The 22,402-nt window shown below is 58.1% G+C and carries 17 protein-coding genes; 8 read left to right on the forward strand and 9 right to left on the reverse strand.

Features of this window, described 5'->3' with window-relative positions:
- Positions 1-128 precede the first annotated feature (128 nt).
- Both CRX69_RS22370 and CRX69_RS22375 read left to right on the forward strand, forming a co-directional pair.
- A complete protein-coding gene (locus CRX69_RS22370) occupies positions 129-632 on the forward strand; it encodes a peptidylprolyl isomerase (RefSeq protein WP_047229369.1) in 504 nt (167 codons plus the stop codon).
- On the forward strand, positions 629-1,378 hold the full coding sequence (locus tag CRX69_RS22375; RefSeq protein ID WP_107322883.1) for a UDP-2,3-diacylglucosamine diphosphatase: 750 nt from the start codon (positions 629-631) through the stop codon (positions 1,376-1,378). Before CRX69_RS22370 ends, CRX69_RS22375 begins: the two co-directional genes overlap by 4 nt.
- Positions 1,379-1,522: 144 nt before the next feature.
- On the opposite strand, the gene CRX69_RS22385 is transcribed toward CRX69_RS22375, so the two are convergent.
- The 7 genes from CRX69_RS22385 to CRX69_RS22420 all read right to left on the reverse strand — a co-directional run bounded on the left by CRX69_RS22385 (position 1,523) and on the right by CRX69_RS22420 (position 12,761).
- Positions 1,523-3,052: a DHA2 family efflux MFS transporter permease subunit gene (locus CRX69_RS22385; RefSeq protein WP_107322885.1), complete on the reverse strand. Its 1,530-nt coding sequence runs from the start codon at positions 3,050-3,052 to the stop codon at positions 1,523-1,525.
- Between the two features lie 200 nt (positions 3,053-3,252).
- Positions 3,253-4,455 (reverse strand): HlyD/EmrA/EmrK family protein, encoded by a 1,203-nt coding sequence (locus CRX69_RS22395; protein ID WP_107322887.1) that lies wholly within the window; start codon positions 4,453-4,455, stop codon positions 3,253-3,255.
- 15 nt (positions 4,456-4,470) lie between these two features.
- Complete coding sequence (locus tag CRX69_RS22400) at positions 4,471-5,940, reverse strand: efflux transporter outer membrane subunit (protein ID WP_107322888.1); 1,470 nt, start codon at positions 5,938-5,940, stop codon at positions 4,471-4,473.
- Positions 5,937-6,410: a MarR family winged helix-turn-helix transcriptional regulator gene (locus tag CRX69_RS22405; protein ID WP_047229308.1), complete on the reverse strand. Its 474-nt coding sequence runs from the start codon at positions 6,408-6,410 to the stop codon at positions 5,937-5,939. Before CRX69_RS22405 ends, CRX69_RS22400 begins: the two co-directional genes overlap by 4 nt.
- A gap of 223 nt (positions 6,411-6,633) precedes the next feature.
- On the reverse strand, positions 6,634-10,320 hold the full coding sequence (locus CRX69_RS22410) for a translocation/assembly module TamB domain-containing protein (RefSeq protein ID WP_107322889.1): 3,687 nt from the start codon (positions 10,318-10,320) through the stop codon (positions 6,634-6,636).
- Complete coding sequence (locus tag CRX69_RS22415) at positions 10,317-12,044, reverse strand: autotransporter assembly complex protein TamA (protein WP_107322890.1); 1,728 nt, start codon at positions 12,042-12,044, stop codon at positions 10,317-10,319. Before CRX69_RS22415 ends, CRX69_RS22410 begins: the two co-directional genes overlap by 4 nt.
- A gap of 66 nt (positions 12,045-12,110) precedes the next feature.
- Positions 12,111-12,761: a GNAT family N-acetyltransferase gene (locus tag CRX69_RS22420; RefSeq protein WP_047229305.1), complete on the reverse strand. Its 651-nt coding sequence runs from the start codon at positions 12,759-12,761 to the stop codon at positions 12,111-12,113.
- A 176-nt stretch (positions 12,762-12,937) separates the two neighbouring features.
- Here CRX69_RS22420 and xthA point away from each other — a divergent pair, with 176 nt between their 5' ends.
- From xthA to CRX69_RS22440, 4 genes are all read left to right on the forward strand, one after another.
- Positions 12,938-13,750, forward strand: coding sequence for an exodeoxyribonuclease III (gene xthA, locus CRX69_RS22425; RefSeq protein WP_107322891.1), 813 nt, complete (start codon positions 12,938-12,940; stop codon positions 13,748-13,750).
- Positions 13,751-13,965: 215 nt separating this feature from the next.
- Positions 13,966-15,300, forward strand: coding sequence for a substrate-binding domain-containing protein (locus tag CRX69_RS22430; protein ID WP_107322892.1), 1,335 nt, complete (start codon positions 13,966-13,968; stop codon positions 15,298-15,300).
- A 354-nt stretch (positions 15,301-15,654) separates the two neighbouring features.
- Entirely contained in the window at positions 15,655-15,996 is a 342-nt protein-coding gene (locus tag CRX69_RS22435) for a DUF6124 family protein (RefSeq protein ID WP_107322893.1), read from the forward strand.
- A 346-nt stretch (positions 15,997-16,342) separates the two neighbouring features.
- A complete protein-coding gene (locus tag CRX69_RS22440) occupies positions 16,343-17,284 on the forward strand; it encodes a hypothetical protein (protein ID WP_107322894.1) in 942 nt (313 codons plus the stop codon).
- Positions 17,285-17,934: 650 nt separating this feature from the next.
- Here the strand turns inward: CRX69_RS22440 and CRX69_RS22450 are convergent.
- Both CRX69_RS22450 and CRX69_RS27615 read right to left on the reverse strand, forming a co-directional pair.
- The gene (locus CRX69_RS22450; RefSeq protein WP_107322896.1) at positions 17,935-20,382 is read right to left on the reverse strand and encodes an SIR2 family protein; all 2,448 of its coding nucleotides are present in this window, start codon (positions 20,380-20,382) and stop codon (positions 17,935-17,937) included.
- Positions 20,383-20,534: 152 nt separating this feature from the next.
- Positions 20,535-20,744: a hypothetical protein gene (locus CRX69_RS27615; RefSeq protein WP_157952140.1), complete on the reverse strand. Its 210-nt coding sequence runs from the start codon at positions 20,742-20,744 to the stop codon at positions 20,535-20,537.
- A 54-nt stretch (positions 20,745-20,798) separates the two neighbouring features.
- Between CRX69_RS27615 and CRX69_RS22455 the strand changes: the two genes are divergently transcribed.
- Complete coding sequence (locus CRX69_RS22455) at positions 20,799-21,047, forward strand: helix-turn-helix transcriptional regulator (RefSeq protein ID WP_107322897.1); 249 nt, start codon at positions 20,799-20,801, stop codon at positions 21,045-21,047.
- Positions 21,048-21,355: 308 nt separating this feature from the next.
- Entirely contained in the window at positions 21,356-22,351 is a 996-nt protein-coding gene (gene dusA, locus CRX69_RS22460) for a tRNA dihydrouridine(20/20a) synthase DusA (protein WP_107322898.1), read from the forward strand.
- The last annotated feature ends 51 nt before the right edge of the window (positions 22,352-22,402 follow it).

The following is a 22,402-nucleotide window of genomic DNA, read 5'->3' on the forward strand; positions in this document are numbered from 1 at the left end:
ACCCGATGAAAAACAGCCTCGAAAAACCCGCTCGGCGCGCTAAACTGCCCAGCCTGGCCGATTACAGCCAGACCGGTTGCGGGCAGCAAAGCCCCGAAACCCACGAATTCCTTGAAAGAGTAGCGATCATGACTCAAGTCAAACTGACCACCAACCACGGCGACATCGTCCTGGAACTGAACGCCGAGAAGGCACCGATCACCGTTGCCAACTTCGTTGAATACGTCAAGGCCGGCCACTACGAAAACACCGTTTTCCACCGTGTCATCGGCAACTTCATGATCCAGGGCGGCGGTTTCGAGCCAGGCATGAAAGAAAAGAAAGACAAGCGCCCAAGCATCCAGAACGAAGCCGACAACGGTCTGGCGAACGAGAAGTACAGCGTCGCCATGGCCCGCACCATGGAACCGCATTCGGCTTCCGCGCAGTTCTTCATCAACGTGGCCGACAACAGCTTCCTGAACCACAGCAGCAAGACCACCCAGGGCTGGGGTTACGCGGTGTTCGGCAAAGTGGTTGAAGGCACCGACGTGGTCGACAAGATCAAAGGCGTTTCCACCACGTCCAAGGCCGGCCACCAGGACGTGCCAGCAGAAGACGTGATCATCGAGAAAGCCGAGATCATTGAGTGATACTGCTGATTTCAGATTTGCATCTGGAAGAGGAGCGCCCGGACATTACCCGGGCGTTTCTGGATTTGATCGCCACACGCGCCCGCTCGGCGCAAGCGTTGTACATCCTGGGCGACTTTTTTGAAGCCTGGATCGGCGACGACGCCATGACGCCGTTCCAGCGTTCCATCTGCCAGGCCCTGCGCGAATTGAGCGACAGCGGCACGGCCATTTTCCTGATGCACGGCAATCGTGACTTCATGCTCGGGCAAGCCTTCTGCAAAGCGGCCGGCTGCACCCTGCTCAAGGACCCTAGTGTCGTGCAGTTCAACGGCGAACCGGTGCTGCTGATGCACGGCGACAGCCTCTGCACCCGCGACGAAGGCTACATGAAGTTGCGGCGCTGGCTGCGCAACCCGGTCACGCTGTTCATCCTGCGTCACCTGCCGCTGGGCAGTCGCCAGAAACTGGCGCGCAAACTGCGCAGCGAAAGCCGCACGCAGACGCGAATGAAAGCCAATGACATCGTCGACATCACGCCCGAAGAGATCCCGCGGATCATGCAGGAATACGGCGTGAAGACCTTGATCCACGGCCACACCCACCGCCCCGCTATCCATAAGCTGCAACTGGGCGAACACGCTGCCCGGCGCATTGTGCTGGGGGATTGGGACAAGCAAGGCTGGGCGTTGCAGGTGGATGAACAGGGGTTTGCCTTGGCGCCGTTTGGTTTTGGCAATGCGCAGTTGGCGTTGCCAAGCAACTGAAGAACGCAGATATCCCTTGTGGGAGCAAAGCTTGCTCGCGATGCAGGCGACACGGTTCCACTGCAAGACCCTGTCATCGTTCATCGCGAGCAAGCTTTGCTCCCACAGGCTCGCTCCCACATTGGATTGCATTTCACTTCTGAATCAATGCCCCGCCGACGCAGGCCCCGCCTTCGCCGCAAACGGCGGTTTCGCCAGCCACACCAACACGATCAAGCCCATGAACGCCCAACCCAGCAGCGTGAAGTAATCCACGGTGGAGAGCATGTACGCCTGGCTGTTGAGGATCTGGTCGAGCTGGGCATAAGCCGGTGTGCTCGCGCCACCGAGATGGTTAAGCGCCTCGCGGGTGGCCGGCTCATAGGTGCTGATGCTTTCACTCAGGTAGGCATGGTGCTGGTCGGCCCGGCGTATCCAGATCCAGGTGGTCAGCGATGCGGCGAAGCTGCCGCCCAGGGTGCGCAGGAACGTCGCCAGTCCGGCACCATCCGCGATCTGTTGTGGCGGCAGGTCCGACATCAGGATGCTCAAGGTCGGCATGAAGAACAGCGCCACGCCGATCCCCATGAACAACTGCACCAAAGCGATGTGCTGGAAATCCACTTCGTTGGTGAACCCGGCGCGCATGAAGCAGCTCAGGCCGATGGCCAGAAACGCCAGCCCGGCCAGCAGGCGCAGGTCGAACTTGTGGGCGTATTTGCCAACGAAGGGCGACATCAATACCGGCAGGATGCCAATGGGCGCCACCGCCAGCCCGGCCCAGGTGGCGGTGTAGCCCATCTGGGTCTGCAACCACTGCGGCAGGATCAGGTTGATGCCGAAGAACCCGGCGTAGCCCCCCACCAGCACAATGGTGCCGATGCGAAAGTTGCGGTAGGCGAACAGCCGCAGATTGACCACCGGATGGCGGTCGGTCATTTCCCAGATCACAAACACGGCCAGGGCAATGACCGAGATCAGCGCACCGATAATGATGAAGTTCGACTCGAACCAATCCAGGTCGTTGCCTTTGTCGAGGATCACCTGCAGCGCACCGACACCGATGATCAGCGTGATCAACCCCACGTAATCCATTGGCTGGTGGCTGGTGACCACCGGCCGCGCCTTCAGTTGCTGGCGCACCACCATCACGGCGAAGATCCCGATGGGCACGTTGATGAAGAAGATCCACGGCCAGCTGTAGCTGTCAGTGATCCAGCCGCCGAGGATCGGCCCGGCAATCGGCGCCACCACCGTGACCATCGCCAGCAACGCCAGGGCCATGCCGCGCCTGGCCGGCGGATACACGGCAATCAGCAAGGTCTGGGTCATCGGGTACAACGGCCCGGCCACCAGCCCCTGAAGGACACGAAAGCCAATCAGCTCCGGCATCGAAGTCGAGATACCGCACAGAAACGAGGCGAGCACGAACAGCAGGGTTGCCCACAAAAACAGCTTCACCTCGCCAAACCGACGGCTGAGCCAGCCGGTCAGCGGCAGCGCGATGGCATTGCTCACCGCGAACGAGGTGATCACCCAGGTGCCCTGCTCCGAACTGACACCCAGGTTGCCGGAAATGGTCGGCAAAGCGACGTTGGCAATGGTGGTGTCGAGCACTTGCATGAACGTCGCCAACGACAGCCCGATGGTGCTGAGCAACAGGCTGGGCGGCGTGAAGGACGCGTTATTGCTCATTGCGAAATCCTATGAAGCGAAACGGACATGACAAAGTCGCGCAAAAGTCCCGGTTGAAATGGGGGACAAAACTGTGGGAGCGAGCCTGCTCGCGATGGCGGTTTGTCAGTCGCCATCAACCCTGGCTGATCCACCGCTATCGCGAGCAGGCTCGCTCCCACAGGTTCAGGTCATTACCCAAGTCGCCAGGCATGGCTACCTCAGCGCTGCGCGGTCTTGCTGGCAGCGGCACTGTTTTCGTGAATCAACCGGGTGATCATCGCGTCGGCGTCGACCAGTTGCCGGTCATAGACCTGGGTGCTGAAAGAGGCTTGTTTCGGTGGTTGCTGGGCCAGCACCGGACCACTCTGGTCGCGCAGGTTGACATCGACCTGGGTCGACAGGCCGACCCGCAGCGGATGCTTGGCCAATTCCTGGGCGTTGATATGAATACGCACCGGCACCCGCTGCACGATCTTGATCCAGTTGCCGGTGGCGTTCTGCGCTGGCAACAACGCGAACGCGCTGCCGGTGCCCGCACCGAGACTGTCGACGGTGCCGCTGTACTTCACGTCGCTGCCATAGAGGTCGGTTTCGATGTCCACCGGCTGGCCGATGCGCATGTCCCGCAGCTGGGTTTCCTTGAAGTTGGCGTCAATCCATAACTGATCCAGCGGAATCACCGCCATCAGCGCCGTGCCCGGCTGCACCCGCTGGCCCAACTGCACCGTGCGCTTGGCGACGTATCCGGTGACCGGCGCGATCAAGGTGCTGCGGGCGTTGGTCAGGTAGGCCTGACGCAATTGCGCGGCGGCCGATTGCACGTCTGGATGGGAAGCCACCACGGTGTCATCCACCAAGGCACTGGAGGTCTTGAGTTGCTGTCTGGCGTTGGCCAACGCATTCTGCGCCGAGGTCAAATCGTCACGGGCGTGGGACAGTTCCTCCCGGGAAATCGCCCCACCGGCCGCCAGGTTCTTGCGTCGGTTGTAGTTCTCCTGGGCCTTCTGGACCTCGGCCTCCTGGGCTTTGACCTGGGCGCGCATGCCATCGACGTTGCTGTACAAGCCACGCACCTGGCGCACGGTACGGGCCAGGTTGGCCTGGGCACTTTGCAGCCCGACCTCGGCGTCGTTCGGGTCGAACTGCACCAGCACCTGGCCTTCGCGCACCAGGTCACCGTCGTCGGCACCGATGCTCACCACGGTGCCGGTGACCTGCGGCGTGATTTCCACCACGTTGCCGTTCACATAGGCATCGTCGGTGCTCTCACTCCAGCGGCCATACAGTTCGTGCCAGGCCCAGACGCCCAGGCCACCCAGGACGACAATCAGTGCCAGTCCCAGCAGCATCAGCTTGCGCTTGCGCGGGTTGCTGCTGTCCTGGGCAGTTTCAGAGGGTTGGGTAGTTTCGGCAGTAGCCATGACAAGTACCTCGAATCAGTTGTGCGGCGTGGTGGAGGCTGGCGTGGCCGAAGCCAGGGTGTCGGCCTCGAAGCCACCGCCCAGGGCCTGCATCAGTTGGATCGACAGGTCGATCTGCTCGGCATTCAGGTTCGCCAGTTGGCGCTGCGCCTGGAGCAATTGCTGCTCGATGCTCAGCACGTCCAGGTAATTTCCGATGCCGGAGCCATAGCGCTGGACCACGGTGTCGTAAGAGTTCTGTGCGATATCGGTAGCGTGTTGCTGCGCGGCGATCTGCCGTGCGATGTCGCGCAACTGGTTGATGGTGTCGCTGACATCTCCAAGGGCCTTGACCAGGCTCTTGTTGTACTGCGCCACCGCCATGTCGTAATCGGCATCTCTGGCATCCAGGTCCGCCCGCAGTCGCCCACCGTCGAAGATCGGCAGCGACACCGTCGGCGCCACGTTGAAAAAGCGGCTGGCCGAACCGAACATCGCGTCTCCCAACAACGACTGCACCCCCGCCGCCGCGCTCAGGTTGAGGTTGGGGTAGAACTGAGTCTTGCCGGCTTCAATGTCCTTGCCCGCAGCCTCGACTCGCCAACGACCGGCGACCAGATCCGGACGACGGCCCAGCAATTCGGCTGGCAGGTTCGACGGCAGGGCAACGGCGCTGGCTTGCAGCACGTGAGGGCGAGCAATTTCATTGCCGCGGTCCGGCCCCTTGCCCAACAGCACCGCCAAGGCGATTTTTGCGCTTTGCAGGCGTTTTTCTGCGTCGATCCGGCTCGCATCGGCGCTGGCTTCCAGGCTTTCTGTCTGCTGGAACTGATATTCGCTGTCGATCCCGGCGCTGAGGCGGCGCTTGCCCAGATCGAGCATTTGCCGGGTGCGCTTGAGGTCCTCGGAGGCCAGGTCATAAATGATATGGGCCTGCCCCAGATCGCTGTAGGCCCTCGCCACGTCAGCGGCGAGCGTCAGGCGTGCGGCCTGCCGGTCGATCTCGGCGGCGCGGGCCTGGCCCAGGGCCGCTTCCCAGGCCGCACGCTGGCCGCCCCAGAGATCGAAGTTGTAATTGAAATCCACGCCCAGCGAACGCAGGGTGCTGTACGCCCCGCCCTGCCCTTGCGGGTCCTGGTCACGGGCCAGCCGCGAACGGCTGACACTGGCGCTGGCGTCCAGGGTCGGCATGCGCGCCGCATTGGCGGCGTAGGCAGCGGCACTGGCCTGATGCACCCGGGCGCTGGCGATCTGCATGTCCGGGCTGTCGCGCAACGCTTCGTGGATCAGACCGTCGAGTTGTGGATCGCCGAGGCTTTTCCACCAATCGCTTTTCGGCCAGGACGCGGGTGACAGCATGACGCCGTTGAGAGACTGCCCGGCCTTGAGATTTTGAGCCTCAAGGCGGACGCCTTCGGTATTCAGGCCGCTGTAACTGGCACAACCGGCCAGGCTCATGGCCAGCAACACCAGGCTGATGCGGGTACGCAAGGTTTTACGACTCATTTGTCCCCCAACCGCAACACGGTGATGGGATCACCGGCGGCAAGCAGAATTTTCTTGAGGATTTGTTCGAGGATTTGCAACTCCTCGCGGCTGATGGCGCCCGCCAACTGGTTCATGGCATCGGCGCCGATAACAGGCAGGCGATCGGCCAGGGCCTGGCCGGCTTCGGTCAGCACCAGTCGCACCTGCCGCCGGTCATCCGCCGAGCGCTGGCGGATCAGAAAACCTTTCTGCTCCAGACGATCGACCATTCGCGTCATTGAGCCGCTGTCCAGGGACAGGTACCGACACAGCTCGACCGGCGTGTCGATGCCGTGCTGGGCCATGATGATCAACACCTTGAACTGCGCGGCGGTGATGCCGACGGGTTCCATGTGGGTATCGATGATTCGGTCTTTGAGCAGCGCGGCACGACCGAGCAGCATGCCGAGGTGGCAATTGTGGAAATCGTCCGGGGTGAAATGTTTCATCTGACCACCTTTTACTGCCTAGGCAGTGAATGTATGTCGAGATGTTACTGCCTAGGCAGCAAATGTCAAACAAATAGTTAGCTTGCTATGCACAACCCGACAAACGCAGATAAAAAATGTGGGAGCGAGCCTGCTCGCGATAGCGTCGTGACAGTCAACATTGAGTCGGCTGATACATCGCTATCGCGAGCAGGCTCGCTCCCACAGGAGGTGGCGCGAAGGCTTAGAAATCGCGCTTGTAGAAGATATCCAGGGAGCTGGCGACGCCGCTGGCGGCTTCCAGGTACACCCGCTTGCTGAGTTTGTAGCGCAGGGCGATGGTGTTGGCCGGTTCGAACACGCCGACGCCGTAACGCAGGCTGAGTTTTTCCGTCAGATTGCCGCTGGCCACGACACTGGTGGCATCGCCGCTGCCCTGGGTGTCGAGCTGGAAATCCTCGATGCCCAGATTGTTGGCGAGGCTGGTGGTCACCCCCGCACTGCCCATCAGCCCCAGGCCCAGTGCCGCCTGGGCGAGCATGTTGTTGTCCTCGCCCGTGGTGCTCAGCGGCCGGCCGAGTACCAGATAAGACAACGCCTGTTCCTGGCTCATGGCCGGTTCAGAGAAGATTTGCGTGGTCGGCTGTTCGGCGCTGCCGCTCAAACGAATGCCGGCGATCACGTCGTCGGTCTGGCGAATCGCTTCGATATCCAGGTAAGGCTGGTCGATGGGCCCGGCGAACAACAGCCGCGCCCGACGCACCGTCAGCCGTTGCCCATAGGCCCGGTAGCGACCGTCGTTGAGCCAGAGCTCACCGCGAGTGTCCATGTTGTCGCCGATGTGCACCTGGCCTTTTACGTTGGCCGTCAGGCCGAAGCCCGAAAACGCGAGCTTTTCCTGGCCCACGATCACATCGATGTCCATCGCCATGGCCATCGGTGTCTTGCCCTCCTCGGTCTGGTGGCCAACGATCACCGTATCATCCGACACCTTGACGGTAGACGGCGGCAGTTCGCGCACGGTGATTTCGCCTTTGGGCACCAGGACCTTGCCGGCGATGGAAAGCCGCTCGCCCTGCAACGTGATGGTCAGGTCCGGCGCCACCTCCAGCACCGCGTAAGGTTCGACGGTGACCGGCAATTGCGAACCCTTGAGCGCCAGGTTCATGCTCAGGGCTTCGCCCCAGCCGATGTCCCCGGTCAAGCTGCCTCGGCCGACCTTGCCACTTTTCCAGTCACCGTTGAGGCGCACCGTTTCACCGGCAATCGTTGCGCGCATCTGCAAGTCTTCGAGGCTGACCGGCAGTTCCGGACCGGACACTTCGCCATCGCTGATCAACAGGTTGCCGTTGACCTGGGGCGCCAACAAACCACCCGACAGCGTGCCGCTGCCATTCAGGTGACCGGTGAGGGTTTCCACCATCGGCAGGAATGGCCGCGCCACGGACAAGTCCAGGCCGCTCAGGCGGAATGAGCCGCTCAGCGGTTTGCTGGCCGGCAACGGGTTGATCTGCGCCTGGAGCATCAGTTCGCCCAGCTTGGCCCCAACGAAATTCAGGCTGGTGTCGATCCGTTTGGGCGTCAGGCGACTGTCGAGGGTCAAGGTCTGGTAGGGGAAGTCCAGCCATTGCTCAGCGTCGCGGTCCTTGTCCCGGATCCGCAAAGTGCCGCCGCTGGCGTCCACCAGAATACGCCCGTTCGGGCCGCTGGCCGGCAGGTCCAGTTGCAGGTCGGCGTTGAGTCGGCCCTGCCAGGCAAAATCCTTGGGCATCCACTGGGCCAGGCTTTCGATGGGGAATTGCTTGAGGTGATAGCGCAGCTTCGGCTCCGGCATCAGGCGCTGATCCTCACCACACAGGCTGGCCTCGCCGGAACGCCAACAGTGGGCCCCCAGGTTGAGCGTGCCATTGGCCAGGCGCTCCAGCTTGGCCGGGGCTTGCAGCCGCCAGGCCTGGCCGCCGGCCTGCACATTGCCACTGCTGAGGCGCCCTCGCCAGTTGCCTTGGTCGTGCACGCCATCGAGCGCCAGGGCCGTTTCCAGCTGTGGCCCTTGCAGGTCGAGGGTCAGTTTTTGCTGCCTGATGTCGCCCTGCCCGCTCACCGTCAGGACACCGAGCGACGTGTCACCCGCCCGAATGCCGCTGGCCTTGAGGTCAACCTTGCCGCGCTGCGCGCTGTCGAGGGTCGCATCCAGGTTCAGGCTTTGCAGGCGGTTGTCCTGCAACGCCAGTTGCGTGCCTTGCAGGTCGAGCTTGCCTTGGGGGGCCTTGAGTGTCCCGGCCACGTTGAGGCGACCGACCAGTTGGCCGCGCAATTGCGGCCAGAGTTGGGCCAGGCGCGAGAGTTTGATATCGATCTGACCGCTGAGTTTTTCTTGCAGGCTGCCCGTGCCGTTGATGCGGTTGTCACCCAGGCGAATGTCCAGCGCGCTGAGGTTCCACTGCTCGCCAACACCGTTGGCCTTGGCCTGGAACAGCGCCGGTTGGCCGCGCAACTTGCCCTTGAGGTCCAGGTCCGCATCAAGCTCCAGGCGGTCGTTTTTCATCGAACCCTTGCTGCGCAACGGCCCGGCCAGGGTGCCGGGCAGCTCCCCCAGCCAGTACGCCGGGTTGATGGCCGACAGTTCCAGCGCCGTGTCCCAGGCGATGCCGTCGGCAAACTCAAGGTTCAGATGGCCTTCGGCCTTGCCCTGCCCGGCGGCGAGTTTGAGTTCCGGCAAATGGATTGTCGTCAGGTCGCCGCTGAATGGGCTGTCCAGGCTGAACGCTCCGGCGGGACCGTCCAGCGCCGCCTGGAAATTGCCCAGGTACTTGCCATCGGTATACGACACCTCACCGTTGAAACTGCGCAGCGTCACTTGCGGCTCGTCGATCAGCGGATAGAGGCGATGCCAAGGGAAGTCCAGCCAGGCGATTTTCGCCTCGGCGCTCAGGCCTTCGCGCCAGTCCAACTGGCCGGTGAGCTTGAGGTATTGCTGATCACTGGCGTTGAGGTCCAGGCCGGCGATCTGCGCACCGTTGGCGTCCACTTTGCCTTGCAGCAGCAAGGCCACCGGGCCTTTTTCGGCGGGCAACGTTGCCTTGCCAAGCAACTGGTAGCCGCTGTTCAGATCGCCTTCGCCCGTCAGCTCCAACTGATTGAGCATCAGGGTATCCGGCAGATCGGCGCCGGCCCTGAAGCCGTCAGCGGTAATGCGTACCTTGGCCGGCAGGTTGTCCGCCAGCGGTTGCAGCTCACCGACCAACCGGCCTTGCAGATAGCCGCTGCTGTCGGCGTTGATGTTGAGGGTTTTGAGCAGATTGCCATCGATGTTCAGGTCCAGCGTCCAAGGCGTGGCGCCTGGCGCTGGCAAGGTCAACCGGCCCAGGGCCTTCAGCGGCCAGTCGCCGCCGGGTTGCAGCAAACCGGACAGCTTCAGGCTCAGTTCGTCGCGCTGCAGCTGCACCGAGTCGATCTGCAGACCCTGGGCGGTCCAATGCGCGGCCAGTTGCAAGCCCTTGAGCTGTTCGCTGCCATTGAACAACAGGCTGCCGACTTGCACGTCGCCCAGTTCCAGGGCAAGCGGCAGGTTCAGGTCCGGCAAGGTGATCGGACCGCTGCTCGGTTCGTCAGCGGGCGGAGGAAATTGCAGGCTGACCTTATCGGCCTTGAGCTGATCGATGCACAGGGTCATGCGCGCCAGGCATAGCGGCGACCAGGCGAAAATCACCTGATCGAGTTCCACTCGGCTGCTGTCCTGCTGCCACAACAGGTGGTCGGCACTCCACTGGCCGCCCAACCGTCCCTGAAAATTATCCGAACTCAAACCCGGCACAACACCAAGCGCCCAACGGCTGCCCCATTGCGTGCCGAGCACGATGCTCAGGGTCAGCAAGACCATCAGCAGCAACGTGCCAAGCGCCAGCAGCGCTATTTTCAAACCACGATTCACAACTCGGGCCCCATGGAAAAGTGCAAGCGAATGCCGCCGTCGTCGTCCAGCGCATGGGCGAGGTCGAGGCGGATCGGCCCCACCGGCGACACCCAACGCACACCGACGCCGACACCCGTCTTGAGGCTCGGCAGCTCAAGGCTGTTAAAAGAGTTGCCTTGGTCGACGAAGGTCGCCACCCGCCATTTTTGCGCAATCGAGTACTGATACTCGAGGCTGCCGGCGACCATGTAGCGACCACCGATACGATCACCTTCGGAGTTTTCCGGTGACAGGCTCTGATAATCGTAACCGCGCACGCTCTGGTCGCCACCGGCGAAGAAGCGCAGGGATGGCGGGATGGATTTGTAGCCATTGGTGGCGCTGCCACCGACCTGGGCCCGGGCCAGCAGACGATGCTTGTCGAACACGGTGGTCAGGCCCTTGACCATGGCCGTGCCATATAAAAGGTTGTTGTCCGAGCCAAGCCCTTCCTTGGCGACCTTGGTGTCGAATTGAATGCGATAGCCGTTGCGCGGATCGATGCGGTTGTCACTGCGCAAGTAGGAATAGCTCACGCCCGGCATCAGCAAGGTGCTCAGGCCCGAATCGTCGCCGAGCCGATATTCCTCACGCTGCCACTTGAGCGACACCACCCGTTGCCAGCCACTGGGCAACTTGCTATGCCATTCCGGGCCCACGGTCAGCAGCTTGCTGAGGCTATCGGTGCCGGAAAGCTCTTCATATTGATAGCCACCGGCGTAGCGCATCTTGTCGGTCAACGGCGGGTCCAGCGGTACGTCGTACCACAGGCCAACGTTCTGCCGGGGCGCCGACACTTCCGCTTCCCAGCCATAACTGTGGCCCTGGGGATTGACCCAGTGGCGCGTCCAATTGGCCTTGGCCCGCGGGCCGACGTCGGTGGAGAACCCCAGGCCCAGGCCCATGGTGCGCGGCTTGCGGGTCTCGAGCTTGACCGCCACCGGGATCACGTTATCGGTGGCGGCGGTGGGTGCCGCGTCCACCCGAACACCTTCGAAATATCCGCTCGATTGCAGGGCCTGGTTGAGTTCTGCGATGAGTTCCGAGTCGTACGCCTCGCCCGCCTTGAACGGCACCATGCGCTGCAACAACTCTTCATCAAAGGGTGTGTCACCCTCGAAACTCACCGGGCCCAGGGCGTAGCGCGGGCCGCTGTCGTAGACCAGCTCGATGTCGGCCACGCCGGCCTGGGGGTCCACCAACAGCTTCTGGCTGACAAATCGCCCGCTGAAAAATCCGTAGCGCGAGGCCTGGTTCTGGATGATCCGTTTGGCGTCTTCATAGCGCCCATGATTAAGCACCGCGCCAGGTTTGAGCGCGGCGTTGTCCGGTACGCGAAAAGCCTTGAGGGAAGCCGCCGGGCCTTCGATGCGCACGGTGACATTGCGCAGGTGCACGGGCTCGCCAGGGTCGATGGTCAGGATCAGGCGCGGGGTCTTGCCGCCCTCGACCTCGCTGTCGATCTGCGGCTGGTAGTAACCCAACGCCTGGGCGGCTTTGCGCGCCTGTTCTTCGGCACCCCGACTGAAACGCAGCAAGGCCTCTTCGTCACGATCGCCCACGCCGCCGATATAGCCTTCTACGTTAGCCTTGAGCTGGTCGTTGGACGGCTTGACCCGTACATCCAATTCACTTTGTGCCAGTGCCGCGCAGCTGAGGGACAGCAAGAGCGCACCACTGGTCATTCGTCCTGGGAAATTCATGGCGCGGATGCTATCACGAGCTTGGAAGCCTGATAGAGCCGGACATGTCTCAAAAGTTTCCCCGGATTACGCCGTCGCGCTCTGCAATACCTGCGGGTTGGCGTGAAAGAAGACATGTTCGCGGACGGGTCCTACCGCAATCTCGCCGATTTCCTCATAACCCTGACGTTTATAGAACTCCAGGTAACGTGGGTTGCCGGTGTCTAGCACCACGCCCTGGGAGTTCTCGTCCACCGCACACCAGTTATGCACCGCCGCCAGTAACTGTTCGCCGAAGTGTTGGCCTTGGAACTGTGGATGAACTCCCAGCAGGGGCAATACATGGACAGAATCCGACGGCAGGCAGGCCGTCACTGCGGCATGGTAGTCCAGGTAGCGCCGGGTGCAGCGAAAGCCGGTGCTCAACACCATGCGCAGGCGCCAGGCCCAACTTTCAGTGATACCCAGGCGGCGCTGCGGTGGAGCAATCAAGGCAATGCCGATCAGGCGGTCGTTGACCAGCAAGCCGATGGCCGGCAGATCCTGGAGAAAATGCTGTTTGACCAACTCACGCACCGTGGCCCGTACCCGATGTTCATAACCGGGCCGCTCGGATTCGAACAGGAAGCTGAAGGTCGGCTCATGACGATAGGCCTGATACAGCAATGAACGTGCCTCGCGGGAATAACCGCTGTCGAGCATATGGATGTCGGCGATGGCGGTGGCGGTTTCTGGCATGACGGTCAATCTCCTGGGCGAGGCTCGGTGAGGCCCCGCTCTTATTGAGTACGAACCCGATTGGGCTCTGATCGTTCCTACATGCACAGGACATTAGCAGCGCATTTGTCCTACTGCCACGCTGGCCGTGCTCCTACATGTCAGCTAGCATCGCAGTTTTGCCAGGACAGCCGACCATGAAGATCGTCTCCTTCAACATCAACGGGCTGCGCGCCCGCCCCCATCAGCTGGCGGCGCTGATCGAGAAGCATCAGCCGGACGTGATCGGCCTGCAGGAAACCAAGGTCCACGACGAGCAATTCCCCCTGGCCGAGGTGCAGGCCCTGGGTTATCACGTGCATTACCATGGGCAGAAGGGTCACTACGGCGTCGCCCTGCTCTCCCGCCAGGCTCCACTGACGTTGCACAAAGGCTTCGAGAGCGACGATGAAGACGCCCAACGGCGTTTCATCTGGGGCACCTTCGCCGATGCCAACGGTGTGCCGGTGACCATCATGAACGGTTACTTCCCCCAAGGCGAAAGCCGCGATCACCCGACCAAGTTCCCGGCCAAGGAGCGTTTCTACAACGACCTGCAGCAACTTCTGGAAAGCCGTTTCAGCAACGACCAGCCCGTAGTGGTGATGGGCGACGTGAACATTTCCCCGGAAGACAGCGACATCGGCATCGGCCCGGACAACATGAAACGCTGGCTGAAAACCGGCAAATGCAGCTTCCTGCCGGAAGAGCGCGAGTGGATGGCCCGCCTGAAGAACTGGGGCCTGGTGGACAGCTTCCGGCACCTGAACCCGGACGTCACCGACCGCTTCAGCTGGTTCGACTACCGCAGCCGCGGGTTCGAAGACGAGCCCAAGCGTGGCCTGCGCATCGACCTGATCCTCACCTCCCATGGGCTGCTGCCACGGGTCAAGGATGCCGGGGTGGATTATGAACTGCGCGGCATGGAGAAACCTTCGGACCATGCGCCGATCTGGCTGCAGTTGAGCTAAATCCAGGGCATACACAAACCTTGTGGGAGCGAGCCTGCTCGCGATGACGGCGGCACATTCAAAATCAATGTGGCAGTTGCACCGCTATCGCGAGCAGGCTCGCTCCCACAAGGGATCTTCGGCGAACTGCGGCTGACAAGTCGCACGCCTGTCACTTTTCAGTAACCTGACTGACTTAATCTTCCGGCACGTTCTTAGGTTCAGAAGGTGTCGGCATGCGGCTGCGCGTTGTTTTTTTCATGGGCCTCTGGCTGCCGCTTACGGCATGGGCCAGCGGCCTGCCGATTCCCGAACACGGCCCCGCGCTGCGCCTGCAAGGCTCGAACACCATCGGCGCCACGCTGGGGCCGGCGCTGGTCAAGGCGCTGATGGTGGATCAGGGGCTGCTCAAGGTCCGCACCGAAATCACCGACCGTGAGAACGAGCAGCGTATCGTCGGCCAGGCCGCCGATGGTCGACGGGTGGAAATCGACATTGCCGCCCATGGCTCCAGCACCGGGTTTTCCGCCCTCAAGCACGCCAGCGCCGAACTGGCGGCCTCTTCGCGACCGATCAAGGACAGCGAGCTCAAGGAACTGGCACATCTGGGGGACCTGAAAAATCCCAGCGCCGAACAGGTCATCGCCATCGATGGCCTGGCGATCATTCTTCATCCACAAAACCCGCTGCGCCAGCTCGACACCCGGCAACTGGCGAAGATATTCAGCGGCGAGGTGAACACCTGGGAATCGGTGGGCGGCGCCGGCGGCCCGATTCATCTCTACGCGCGGGATGAGCAGTCCGGCACCTACGACACCTTCAAGGAACTGGTGCTCAACCGACAGGGAAAACGCCTGGCCCCTTCTGCCCGGCGCTTCGAATCCAGCGAACAGCTTTCCGACGCTGTCAGCCAGGACCGGCAAGGCATCGGTTTCATCGGTTTGCCCTACGTGCGCCAGGCCAAGGCGCTGGCGATTGTCGACGGCGACTCCCAGCCCATGATGCCGCTGACCCACCTGATCGCCACCGAAGACTACCCTTTGTCGCGCAGGCTGTTCTTTTACCTGCCACCGCAAGAAACCAACCCGTGGGCCGAGGCACTGGTTGAGTTCACCCAAAGCGAAAAGGGCCAGGCCATCGTCGCGGCCAACGGATTCATCGCGCAAACCGTCCAGGCCATGGCCGTCACCCCCAATGCGCTGATGCCTGAGGGTTATCAGGCCCTGAGCCGCCATGCCCAACGGCTGTCGGTCAACTTCCGCTTCGAAGAAGGCAGCGCCAGCCTCGACAACAAGGCCCAGCAGGACCTGGGGCGTGTGCTCGCCTATATAAAGCAGCACGACAAGCTCGACCGCCGAGTGACGCTGGTTGGGTTTGGCGACGCCAAGGACGACCCGGCACGCGCCGACCTTCTATCCCGGTTGCGGGCCATGGCAGTGCGGCGCGAATTGGTCAAACACGGTGTGGCGCTGCGCGAAGTACGCGGCTTCGGCGCCCTGATGCCGGTGGCGGCCAACAGCGAGGATGAAGGCCGGGTGAGGAATCGGCGGGTGGAGGTCTGGGTTTACTGACACCGAAAGGCCAAATGTTTATCCCGCCAGCCACGGCGTAGGACCTGACCGCCTCGCCTTGCGCCGTTGCCTACAACTACGCCAGAATCCGCCGGCTTGTGCGCCTTGGGGTCGGGCTTTATCGTTTTCCGGTCGCTGACGAATCAGCGATCGGGTTTGGTAGCCCGGTTTTCCTGGTGCACGTGCAACCTGACGCAGGGGATTTCTATGCCCTCTGTTTTATGGTGGTCATGCGCAGGGCGTCCTCGGACGCGCCGGGTTGCCAGGTAACCGGTCTACCAACCTTCGTATGGCCACCTCCCTTCGTTTGGTAGCGAAAGGGATGGCTCCAATTTCTTACCTGGAGTTTCATCTATGTTCAAACCAACACCTAATCCGCCAGACACCGATCCAACCACCCTCAACACCAAAGAATTCGACAAAGCCGCCGACCGCGCCCTCGACTTCTACCTCAAGCCCAAACCCACCAAGCCCGAGCCTGCTCCAAGCCAAGTCTTCACCGTCGTCAACGGCATCGACACCGAAGCCCTGCTCGCCAACCTCAGCGAAACCCTGGCCTCGGCCAATGCCATGGTCAGCGACCTGGCCTTCGATCTGGAAGGTTCCCGGCGCCACGTCGCCCTGGGCATTCAGCAACTGATCGAACTGAGCGGCTTGCTGGCGAACCGAGCGCTGGATAACGTCGACCCACGCTAGCCGCTACCACACTCCCACTGTGGGAGCGGGCTTGCTCGCGAAAGCGGTCTGCCAGTCAGCACTTGGTTGGCAGGCAGATCGCCTTCGTGAGCTAATCCATACAGAGAGCTCGACGCACTCCCCGGTGTTTAAGCAACCAATATCTTGTTCAACCTGCTGCTATGCTTAGGTCTTCTCGAAAAGAGTCGAAGCGACTTTCAAGTCAAAACTATTAGCGCTAAATTAACCCCATCAACACCGCTAATGCTAACTATGAATAGCCTTTCGGCTAAACCCGGCAAAGTTAATAATCATATGAGCAAGGCTCGACCAACTTAACGTACGGCCCCGCCAAGGAAAAGCGATCATGCCACTGAAGGTCAACGGGAAAAGCGTCTCTGATGGCTCCGCCAGTTCTAGTAGTTCAAGCACACCGCCTGCGGGGGAAACAATCGAACTCTCCGACCTCATTGCCGAGACGGAACCGGCGCTTGTGTCACTCGGAATAACCAGCCCCGCACAGCTAAAAACAGCGGAGTCATTACTAAAAAATCTACTAGTCACTGACAAATCTTTTGCCTCCGCTAGCGAACTGGCAAAATACTTATTCAGCATCCTCCACTCTCAGGAACCGTTACTACATCAGCAATCCGAGGACATTACCTATAAGCTCATCCTTGAAAGTATCGAGAACGAAAGCTGCCTTTCATCGTTCAAGACGGGCGGGCAAAAAACGGTGTCAATTATTCTACCCCACCCTCGATATTTACTCTCTCAGGCGAAGGATTCGTCGAAGGATAAGGTACTGATCCAACAAGTCAGTGATATGCAAGCGCTTAACAAACTCGGAATTAATGCCCTAAAAACGTCCGGAATATTTACATTCATGGACAAAAAATCATTTATCTCGGAGAAAGTAGAAGGCGCAGAAAACGCTCGAATCCTAGACAACGTTGTGGTAGACAACCTAAGCCTGACGCTCTCACGCTCAACATTGATTACTGCACTAAGGAAGGCCAAAATTTTTGACAAACTTCCTAAGTTGGAGCAGGCGACCAGCGACCTGGCGAAAATAGCAAAACATTGTGAAAACCACCCAAGATTCTTGAACGATTTGCAATGTCTAGTTCAAGCAAGTACTGGCAACCTCATCATACATGATCCATCTGCAACGCTTCCCGACCAACCACAGAACCCAATGCAAGAAAAAGTACAAGCGACCCGTCTGAAAGGTTACGAGAAGAAGCTAACTTTCTTATTGAGCACGCTCAAGTCGCAGTGCAGAATTTTAGGTGGTGAAAGCCAGTAAAATCATAGCGTTAAAGCCTTTCGCCAGCTGGCGATTCTCTTCAGCTAGCCGAATGTGTGCTCGAAGATGTTGCGCTGTTGATATTTTGGGTTGTCGAACGGCTTGATTCTCCGGCTGAAAATGAACTTTATCCAGCACCTGGGTATCACGGGCAGCATCAGGTAGCATTCGCGTGGCATTGCAACAGATGGCATTGCAACAGATGGGACTGCAACAGATGGGACAGATTTATTTAACTCTGGCCCAACCGATTGGCGCATCCCCATCCTCGCCATCCCATTCCTGTTAAACTGCGCTCCCGTCGCATTCGTCATTTCAGATCTCATGCCCTCACATACAGCATCATCCCAAGTCCTCTCCCGCCGGTTCAGCGTTGCGCCGATGATGGATCGAAGCTACTGGAACTAAAAAACCTTATTTTTCAGTAGCATAGAGACAATTTAATCCTTGCTGTAGCAAAAATTAAGCAGGGAATTGGAAATATCCCCTCAGAAGGGCCATTTTTCACGCAAGAGTCTGTCCACCGGATTATTGTCACGGCGCCGCTCTATGACCTACCAGCAAAAGCATTGTAAATTCGCTATACGTGAGCGCCCTGCCTTACAGTCCATTCGACATCTCGACAGTTACTACCATTGCCCTGCAACAACTCATTCGTCTACTGCTGGTAAATCTTCGGACTCCCCGGCGGGGCTATAATCGTATCCAGATATCTTTCGTTGGTATTGAATAATAATACTGGTTATATCTGGATCACCAACGCGCTCTTCCGCAAGCTTCAACCTATCCATCGCGTCGTCGAATGCAGACATATCTTTAGCTCGCCTAAAAATCTCAACACCGACATCACAATATGTGCGCAAAAAATCTTTGTTATCTTTATACCTATCTATAGCGTTAGTTGCATAGGCTCTGGCCTTTTCAAGGATTGCAATTCTATCCTCTTCTAAAATGCCAGGGGTTCGCTCTGCGCGAGCTAACAAAAGCATGATTTTAAAGCGGTGAACTGGGCCATCTGCTTTAAAATCATTTTCAAAAAGACGAATCTCTGTATCTGCCTTCTCAATCTCATTTATATCGATAAGATTGCGAATCAACCTATGGCGCGGAACTCTTTCGCCCGGTGCCTTCGAGATCATTTTTCGTAGAAGTTTATTCCTCACATGTTTATCTGCAATTCTACCGATTCCTTTTTCATAACCACATAGCTGGCGGATGGTGCGAATTTCAACATCGTAGGTCGGAACGATGCCATCTATCACACGCTCAAACAGACTTATATACTCCTTAACATCAGGCATTTTATATTGCGCTATTATATCAGTAATTACCGGATGCCTACCTTTCCAGCCGTAAGTCCCATCCTTACTACTTATAGTAAACTCATGAACAATATCAACCAAATTCTCCAAAGACGCAGTAACTTGGCCAGCGGGAATTCCTAGTAGCCGCATAACGAGCTGACGATGAACTATGATACCTGAGCTTTCCATTGCAGCGACTAAGCGGTATATTTCTTGATAGTTTTCGTTTAGTGACGCGAACTCCCTCAAGACAATATCGTCGAATTTATCCGAAGCAAAAATATTTTTCAAACATACAAACGTGTCTGACTCACATCGTACGGTTAACCTACGCTTTCTCTCCGATCTTGAAAACCCAGAAAAGCTGTTCTCCACGAGAGGTTTAAGATCTGCGTTCGTGTCTACTAAAGTCAGTAAGTCCTCTACTTCTGTCGGGTCGAGCCCTTTTAAAATCTTCTGGGAAGCATGTTTAAAAAAATTGGGGGTTTTAACTCTCGGATTCCATAAGTTCCTAGATGAAATCAATAATATTTTCAGACTCTGAACATTGTCGGCCACCAACAAATCGATTAGCGAGCTAATATCTCCTACATGCTTATGAGCATCATCAACCAACAACACTCCAGTCTTGTTTTTCTCCTTAAGATAATTAGCAACCGCCCTCCAAGCGGAGGGAAGCAATGTATGCTCTGCTTTATGTTCCCACGCGTAGATGGAAACCTGAGACTTCATGTATAAGACTTGCTTGGCCAATGTAGACTTACCTGTCCCACTAGCACCCAGGACGATCGTTATAAACTTCTCATTACTTTCCAACTGAGGCATAAGATGAGCGGAAAGAGTTCGCCGGAAAGTTAAATTTGCCGCAATGTCGGCATACGAAGCTGGCCAACCATTAAACATAGAGCTAGCATCTTTAATGCTACTAGTAATATCATGCGCAACATCCCTAGTTACGGGACGCAGCACAGAAAATGCATCAAGCGGGTCATCATTGACCTTATTTGTTAGAGCTTCACTTTTGGTGTTCTTCTGGAGCTCGACAAAAAAATCGTCAAGACTACCAAATGAAACCCTAACACCTCGCCGCTCATGCAACAGAGCCCGGTTCTCGTCCGGCGTATACAAAATCAAATTTATTGTAGCCGGCATATGACTTCTTGCATTGATGTCTAACGACTTAGATATCAAATCTTTAATGTGAGCATCTGCCAATGAATACCCTATAATAACCAAATCAGTCCCCGCCAAATCCATTTTCAGCGAGTCATACAGGTACTCCCTATACTCCATAGTTAGATCATAGTCATTTTCAGAAATAATGATACGACTATGAACACCATCGACCTCGTCTTTCTCTATACTTCCATGCAATTTAAATAACTTAGTAGCTTCAGGAATACGCTGAGTTGTGAAATCAAAATTTGAAGAAATTACTGATAGTGGCTGATCGCGCCTAGCATAAGACTGTTCAATCAACGAGTCATAGTTAGTAGTGTAGATGTTTCGCCAACCGTACAGTGGTAAATTCAGTAAACTACCCGTTGGCACAAGCTTCTCAAAGGATCTCCTCAACGTCTTTATCATTTCACGACGACAATCTTTCTGCTCAGCCAAGCTCGCAACTTCGCTCAGCGAATATCCATAGGAATCTATGTCGAACCGTTCTGAGAGGCGATCAATTAAAAGCTTTACAGATGGTGCGCCGGAAGGAAGCGACGAGCCCGCTCCGAAAAAAAGGACTGTGTTTTCTGGCTTTATTCTTCTGGCCAGTTCGGCTAACGGGATGCTCATCACAAATCCTTATGCGTTTGTAATAGCAATTTAATACCGCTTACCGTAGCTGCTGTCTACCCGGTTGGGAACGGAATGAAGAAAAGTCTAGAAATGACAGCGTATGGCGACATCGGCCTTACAGCCCACGGAAATAACGGTTAGACGCGGGTTCAACCCCCCATATCCAAAAAATAAGCTATAAAAATCATGCAATTAGCGTTTATTTCAAGTGCTTTTTTTGCCTGAATGAGTGGTTTTGGCTCGGTTATACCAGCTTTAGGACAGCCTGCCTGCCCGCGAAGCCCATCCGTGGCTGTCGCTTTTACCTCAACAATCGACAACACGTTTTTCGTCGCTTTTCCGGTTTGAAAACGCGCCAAAACGATCTGTCTGGGGTATTAAATCTGTGTCGGCTTACACACAGAGGCCCATACATGCCGACACATACCCCCAAGAAATACTTGATCAGTCATATCTCTCTGCAGCACCGCTTTGATAAAAGCCGCTCCGGCCTTGAAAAGCTGCTCAAAACCGATCCCAGCTTCCCTCGCCCCATCAAGTTTGGCTTGAGCAAACAGGCTGGCGTTTACTTCCTCGTCGCGGAGGTGGAAGCCTGGTTGGAGAGCAAGATCAGCGAACGCGATAGCGTCGTTCAGGATCTCTCCAAAAGAGACAAGCAATGACCACATGCGAGCAGACACTGCCGTTCTTGGCAGAGATGCGCGAACCGGACGTGCCTCATATCTGAGCCCAGGAGTTGCGCCAAAGCCGCTCCCATGCAAGAAAAAGGGGGACAGATCTATTTACCGGCCGGCCCTCCGACTGCGTGCAATCCCAACATAGCAACCAGCGCCCTAAGACTCCCGATTAGAACTGGGAATCTCTGACCCTGCCGGGAGATTCAACTCTCTCACCAATCTAGCCCGCCAGCCTTACCCTATCCCATTCCTGATAAACTCCCCGTCTCTGCCCTACCCATTCAGATTCCCCAATGCCCTTAATCACAACCGCCCCCCAATCACTGTCCCGCCGCTTCAGCGTGGCCCCCATGATGGACTGGACTGACCCCCACTGCAGGTTCTTCCTACGCATCCTCTCCAAACACGCCCTGCTCTACACCGAGATGGTCACCACTGGCGCGTTGCTCAACGGCGATCACGAGCGTTTCCTGCGCCACCACGAAGCCGAGCATCCCCTGGCGCTTCAACTCGGCGGTAGCGTCCCGGCCGATTTGGCTGCGTGCGCGCGGATGGCTCAGGAGCATGGCTATGATGAGGTCAATCTCAACGTCGGCTGCCCAAGCGATCGCGTGCAGAACAACATGATCGGTGCATGTCTGATGGGGCATCCTGAGCTGGTGGCCGATTGTGTGAAGGCGATGCGTGATGCTGTGTCGATTCCGGTGACGGTCAAGCATCGGATCGGGATCAATGGGCGGGACAGTTACGAGCAGTTGTGTGAGTTCGTCGGGACGGTGCGTGACGCCGGTTGTACGAGTTTTACCGTGCATGCGCGGATTGCGATTCTGGAAGGGCTGTCGCCCAAGGAGAACCGTGAGATCCCGCCGCTGCGGTATGACGTGGCGGCACAGCTGAAGAAGGATTTCCCGGAGCTGGAGATTGTGCTAAACGGCGGGATCAAGACGCTGGAAGCCTGCCACGAGCATTTGCAGACATTCGACGGTGTGATGCTGGGGCGCGAGGCGTATCACAACCCGTATCTGCTGGCCGAGGTGGATCAACAACTGTTTGGCAGCAGCGCGCCTGTCATCAGTCGGGCTGAGGCGTTGGCGCAGTTGCGGCCTTATATCGCCAAGCACCTGGACGCCGGCGGGGCGATGCATCACATCACTCGCCATGTACTGGGGCTGGGTACCGGGTTTCCTGGGGCGCGCCGTTTTCGGCAGTTGTTGTCGGTGGACATCCACAAAACCAAAGACCCGTTGGCGCTGCTGGATCAGGCGGCGGGCATGCTGGAAGGACGCTAACTGTCACTTGCTTTGAACCTGAGTCCTGTTTTGGCATCGTATCTACCGATA

The sequence above is a fragment of the Pseudomonas rhizophila genome (assembly GCF_003033885.1).
Lineage (GTDB): Bacteria > Pseudomonadota > Gammaproteobacteria > Pseudomonadales > Pseudomonadaceae > Aquipseudomonas > Aquipseudomonas rhizophila.

What these genes read in the sequence shown, in the direction of transcription:
- CRX69_RS22400 (WP_107322888.1), bottom strand. Translation starts at nt 5,940, where the DNA reads ATGAGTCGTAAAACCTTGCGTACCCGCATCAGCCTGGTGTTGCTGGCC.
- CRX69_RS22370 (WP_047229369.1), top strand. Translation starts at nt 129, where the DNA reads ATGACTCAAGTCAAACTGACCACCAACCACGGCGACATCGTCCTGGAA.
- CRX69_RS22455 (WP_107322897.1), top strand. Translation starts at nt 20,799, where the DNA reads ATGCCGACACATACCCCCAAGAAATACTTGATCAGTCATATCTCTCTG.
- dusA (WP_107322898.1), top strand. Translation starts at nt 21,356, where the DNA reads ATGCCCTTAATCACAACCGCCCCCCAATCACTGTCCCGCCGCTTCAGC.
- CRX69_RS22405 (WP_047229308.1), bottom strand. Translation starts at nt 6,410, where the DNA reads ATGAAACATTTCACCCCGGACGATTTCCACAATTGCCACCTCGGCATG.
- CRX69_RS22440 (WP_107322894.1), top strand. Translation starts at nt 16,343, where the DNA reads ATGCCACTGAAGGTCAACGGGAAAAGCGTCTCTGATGGCTCCGCCAGT.
- xthA (WP_107322891.1), top strand. Translation starts at nt 12,938, where the DNA reads ATGAAGATCGTCTCCTTCAACATCAACGGGCTGCGCGCCCGCCCCCAT.
- CRX69_RS22450 (WP_107322896.1), bottom strand. Translation starts at nt 20,382, where the DNA reads ATGAGCATCCCGTTAGCCGAACTGGCCAGAAGAATAAAGCCAGAAAAC.
- CRX69_RS22415 (WP_107322890.1), bottom strand. Translation starts at nt 12,044, where the DNA reads ATGAATTTCCCAGGACGAATGACCAGTGGTGCGCTCTTGCTGTCCCTC.
- CRX69_RS22420 (WP_047229305.1), bottom strand. Translation starts at nt 12,761, where the DNA reads ATGCCAGAAACCGCCACCGCCATCGCCGACATCCATATGCTCGACAGC.
- CRX69_RS22385 (WP_107322885.1), bottom strand. Translation starts at nt 3,052, where the DNA reads ATGAGCAATAACGCGTCCTTCACGCCGCCCAGCCTGTTGCTCAGCACC.
- CRX69_RS22395 (WP_107322887.1), bottom strand. Translation starts at nt 4,455, where the DNA reads ATGGCTACTGCCGAAACTACCCAACCCTCTGAAACTGCCCAGGACAGC.
- CRX69_RS22435 (WP_107322893.1), top strand. Translation starts at nt 15,655, where the DNA reads ATGTTCAAACCAACACCTAATCCGCCAGACACCGATCCAACCACCCTC.
- CRX69_RS22430 (WP_107322892.1), top strand. Translation starts at nt 13,966, where the DNA reads ATGCGGCTGCGCGTTGTTTTTTTCATGGGCCTCTGGCTGCCGCTTACG.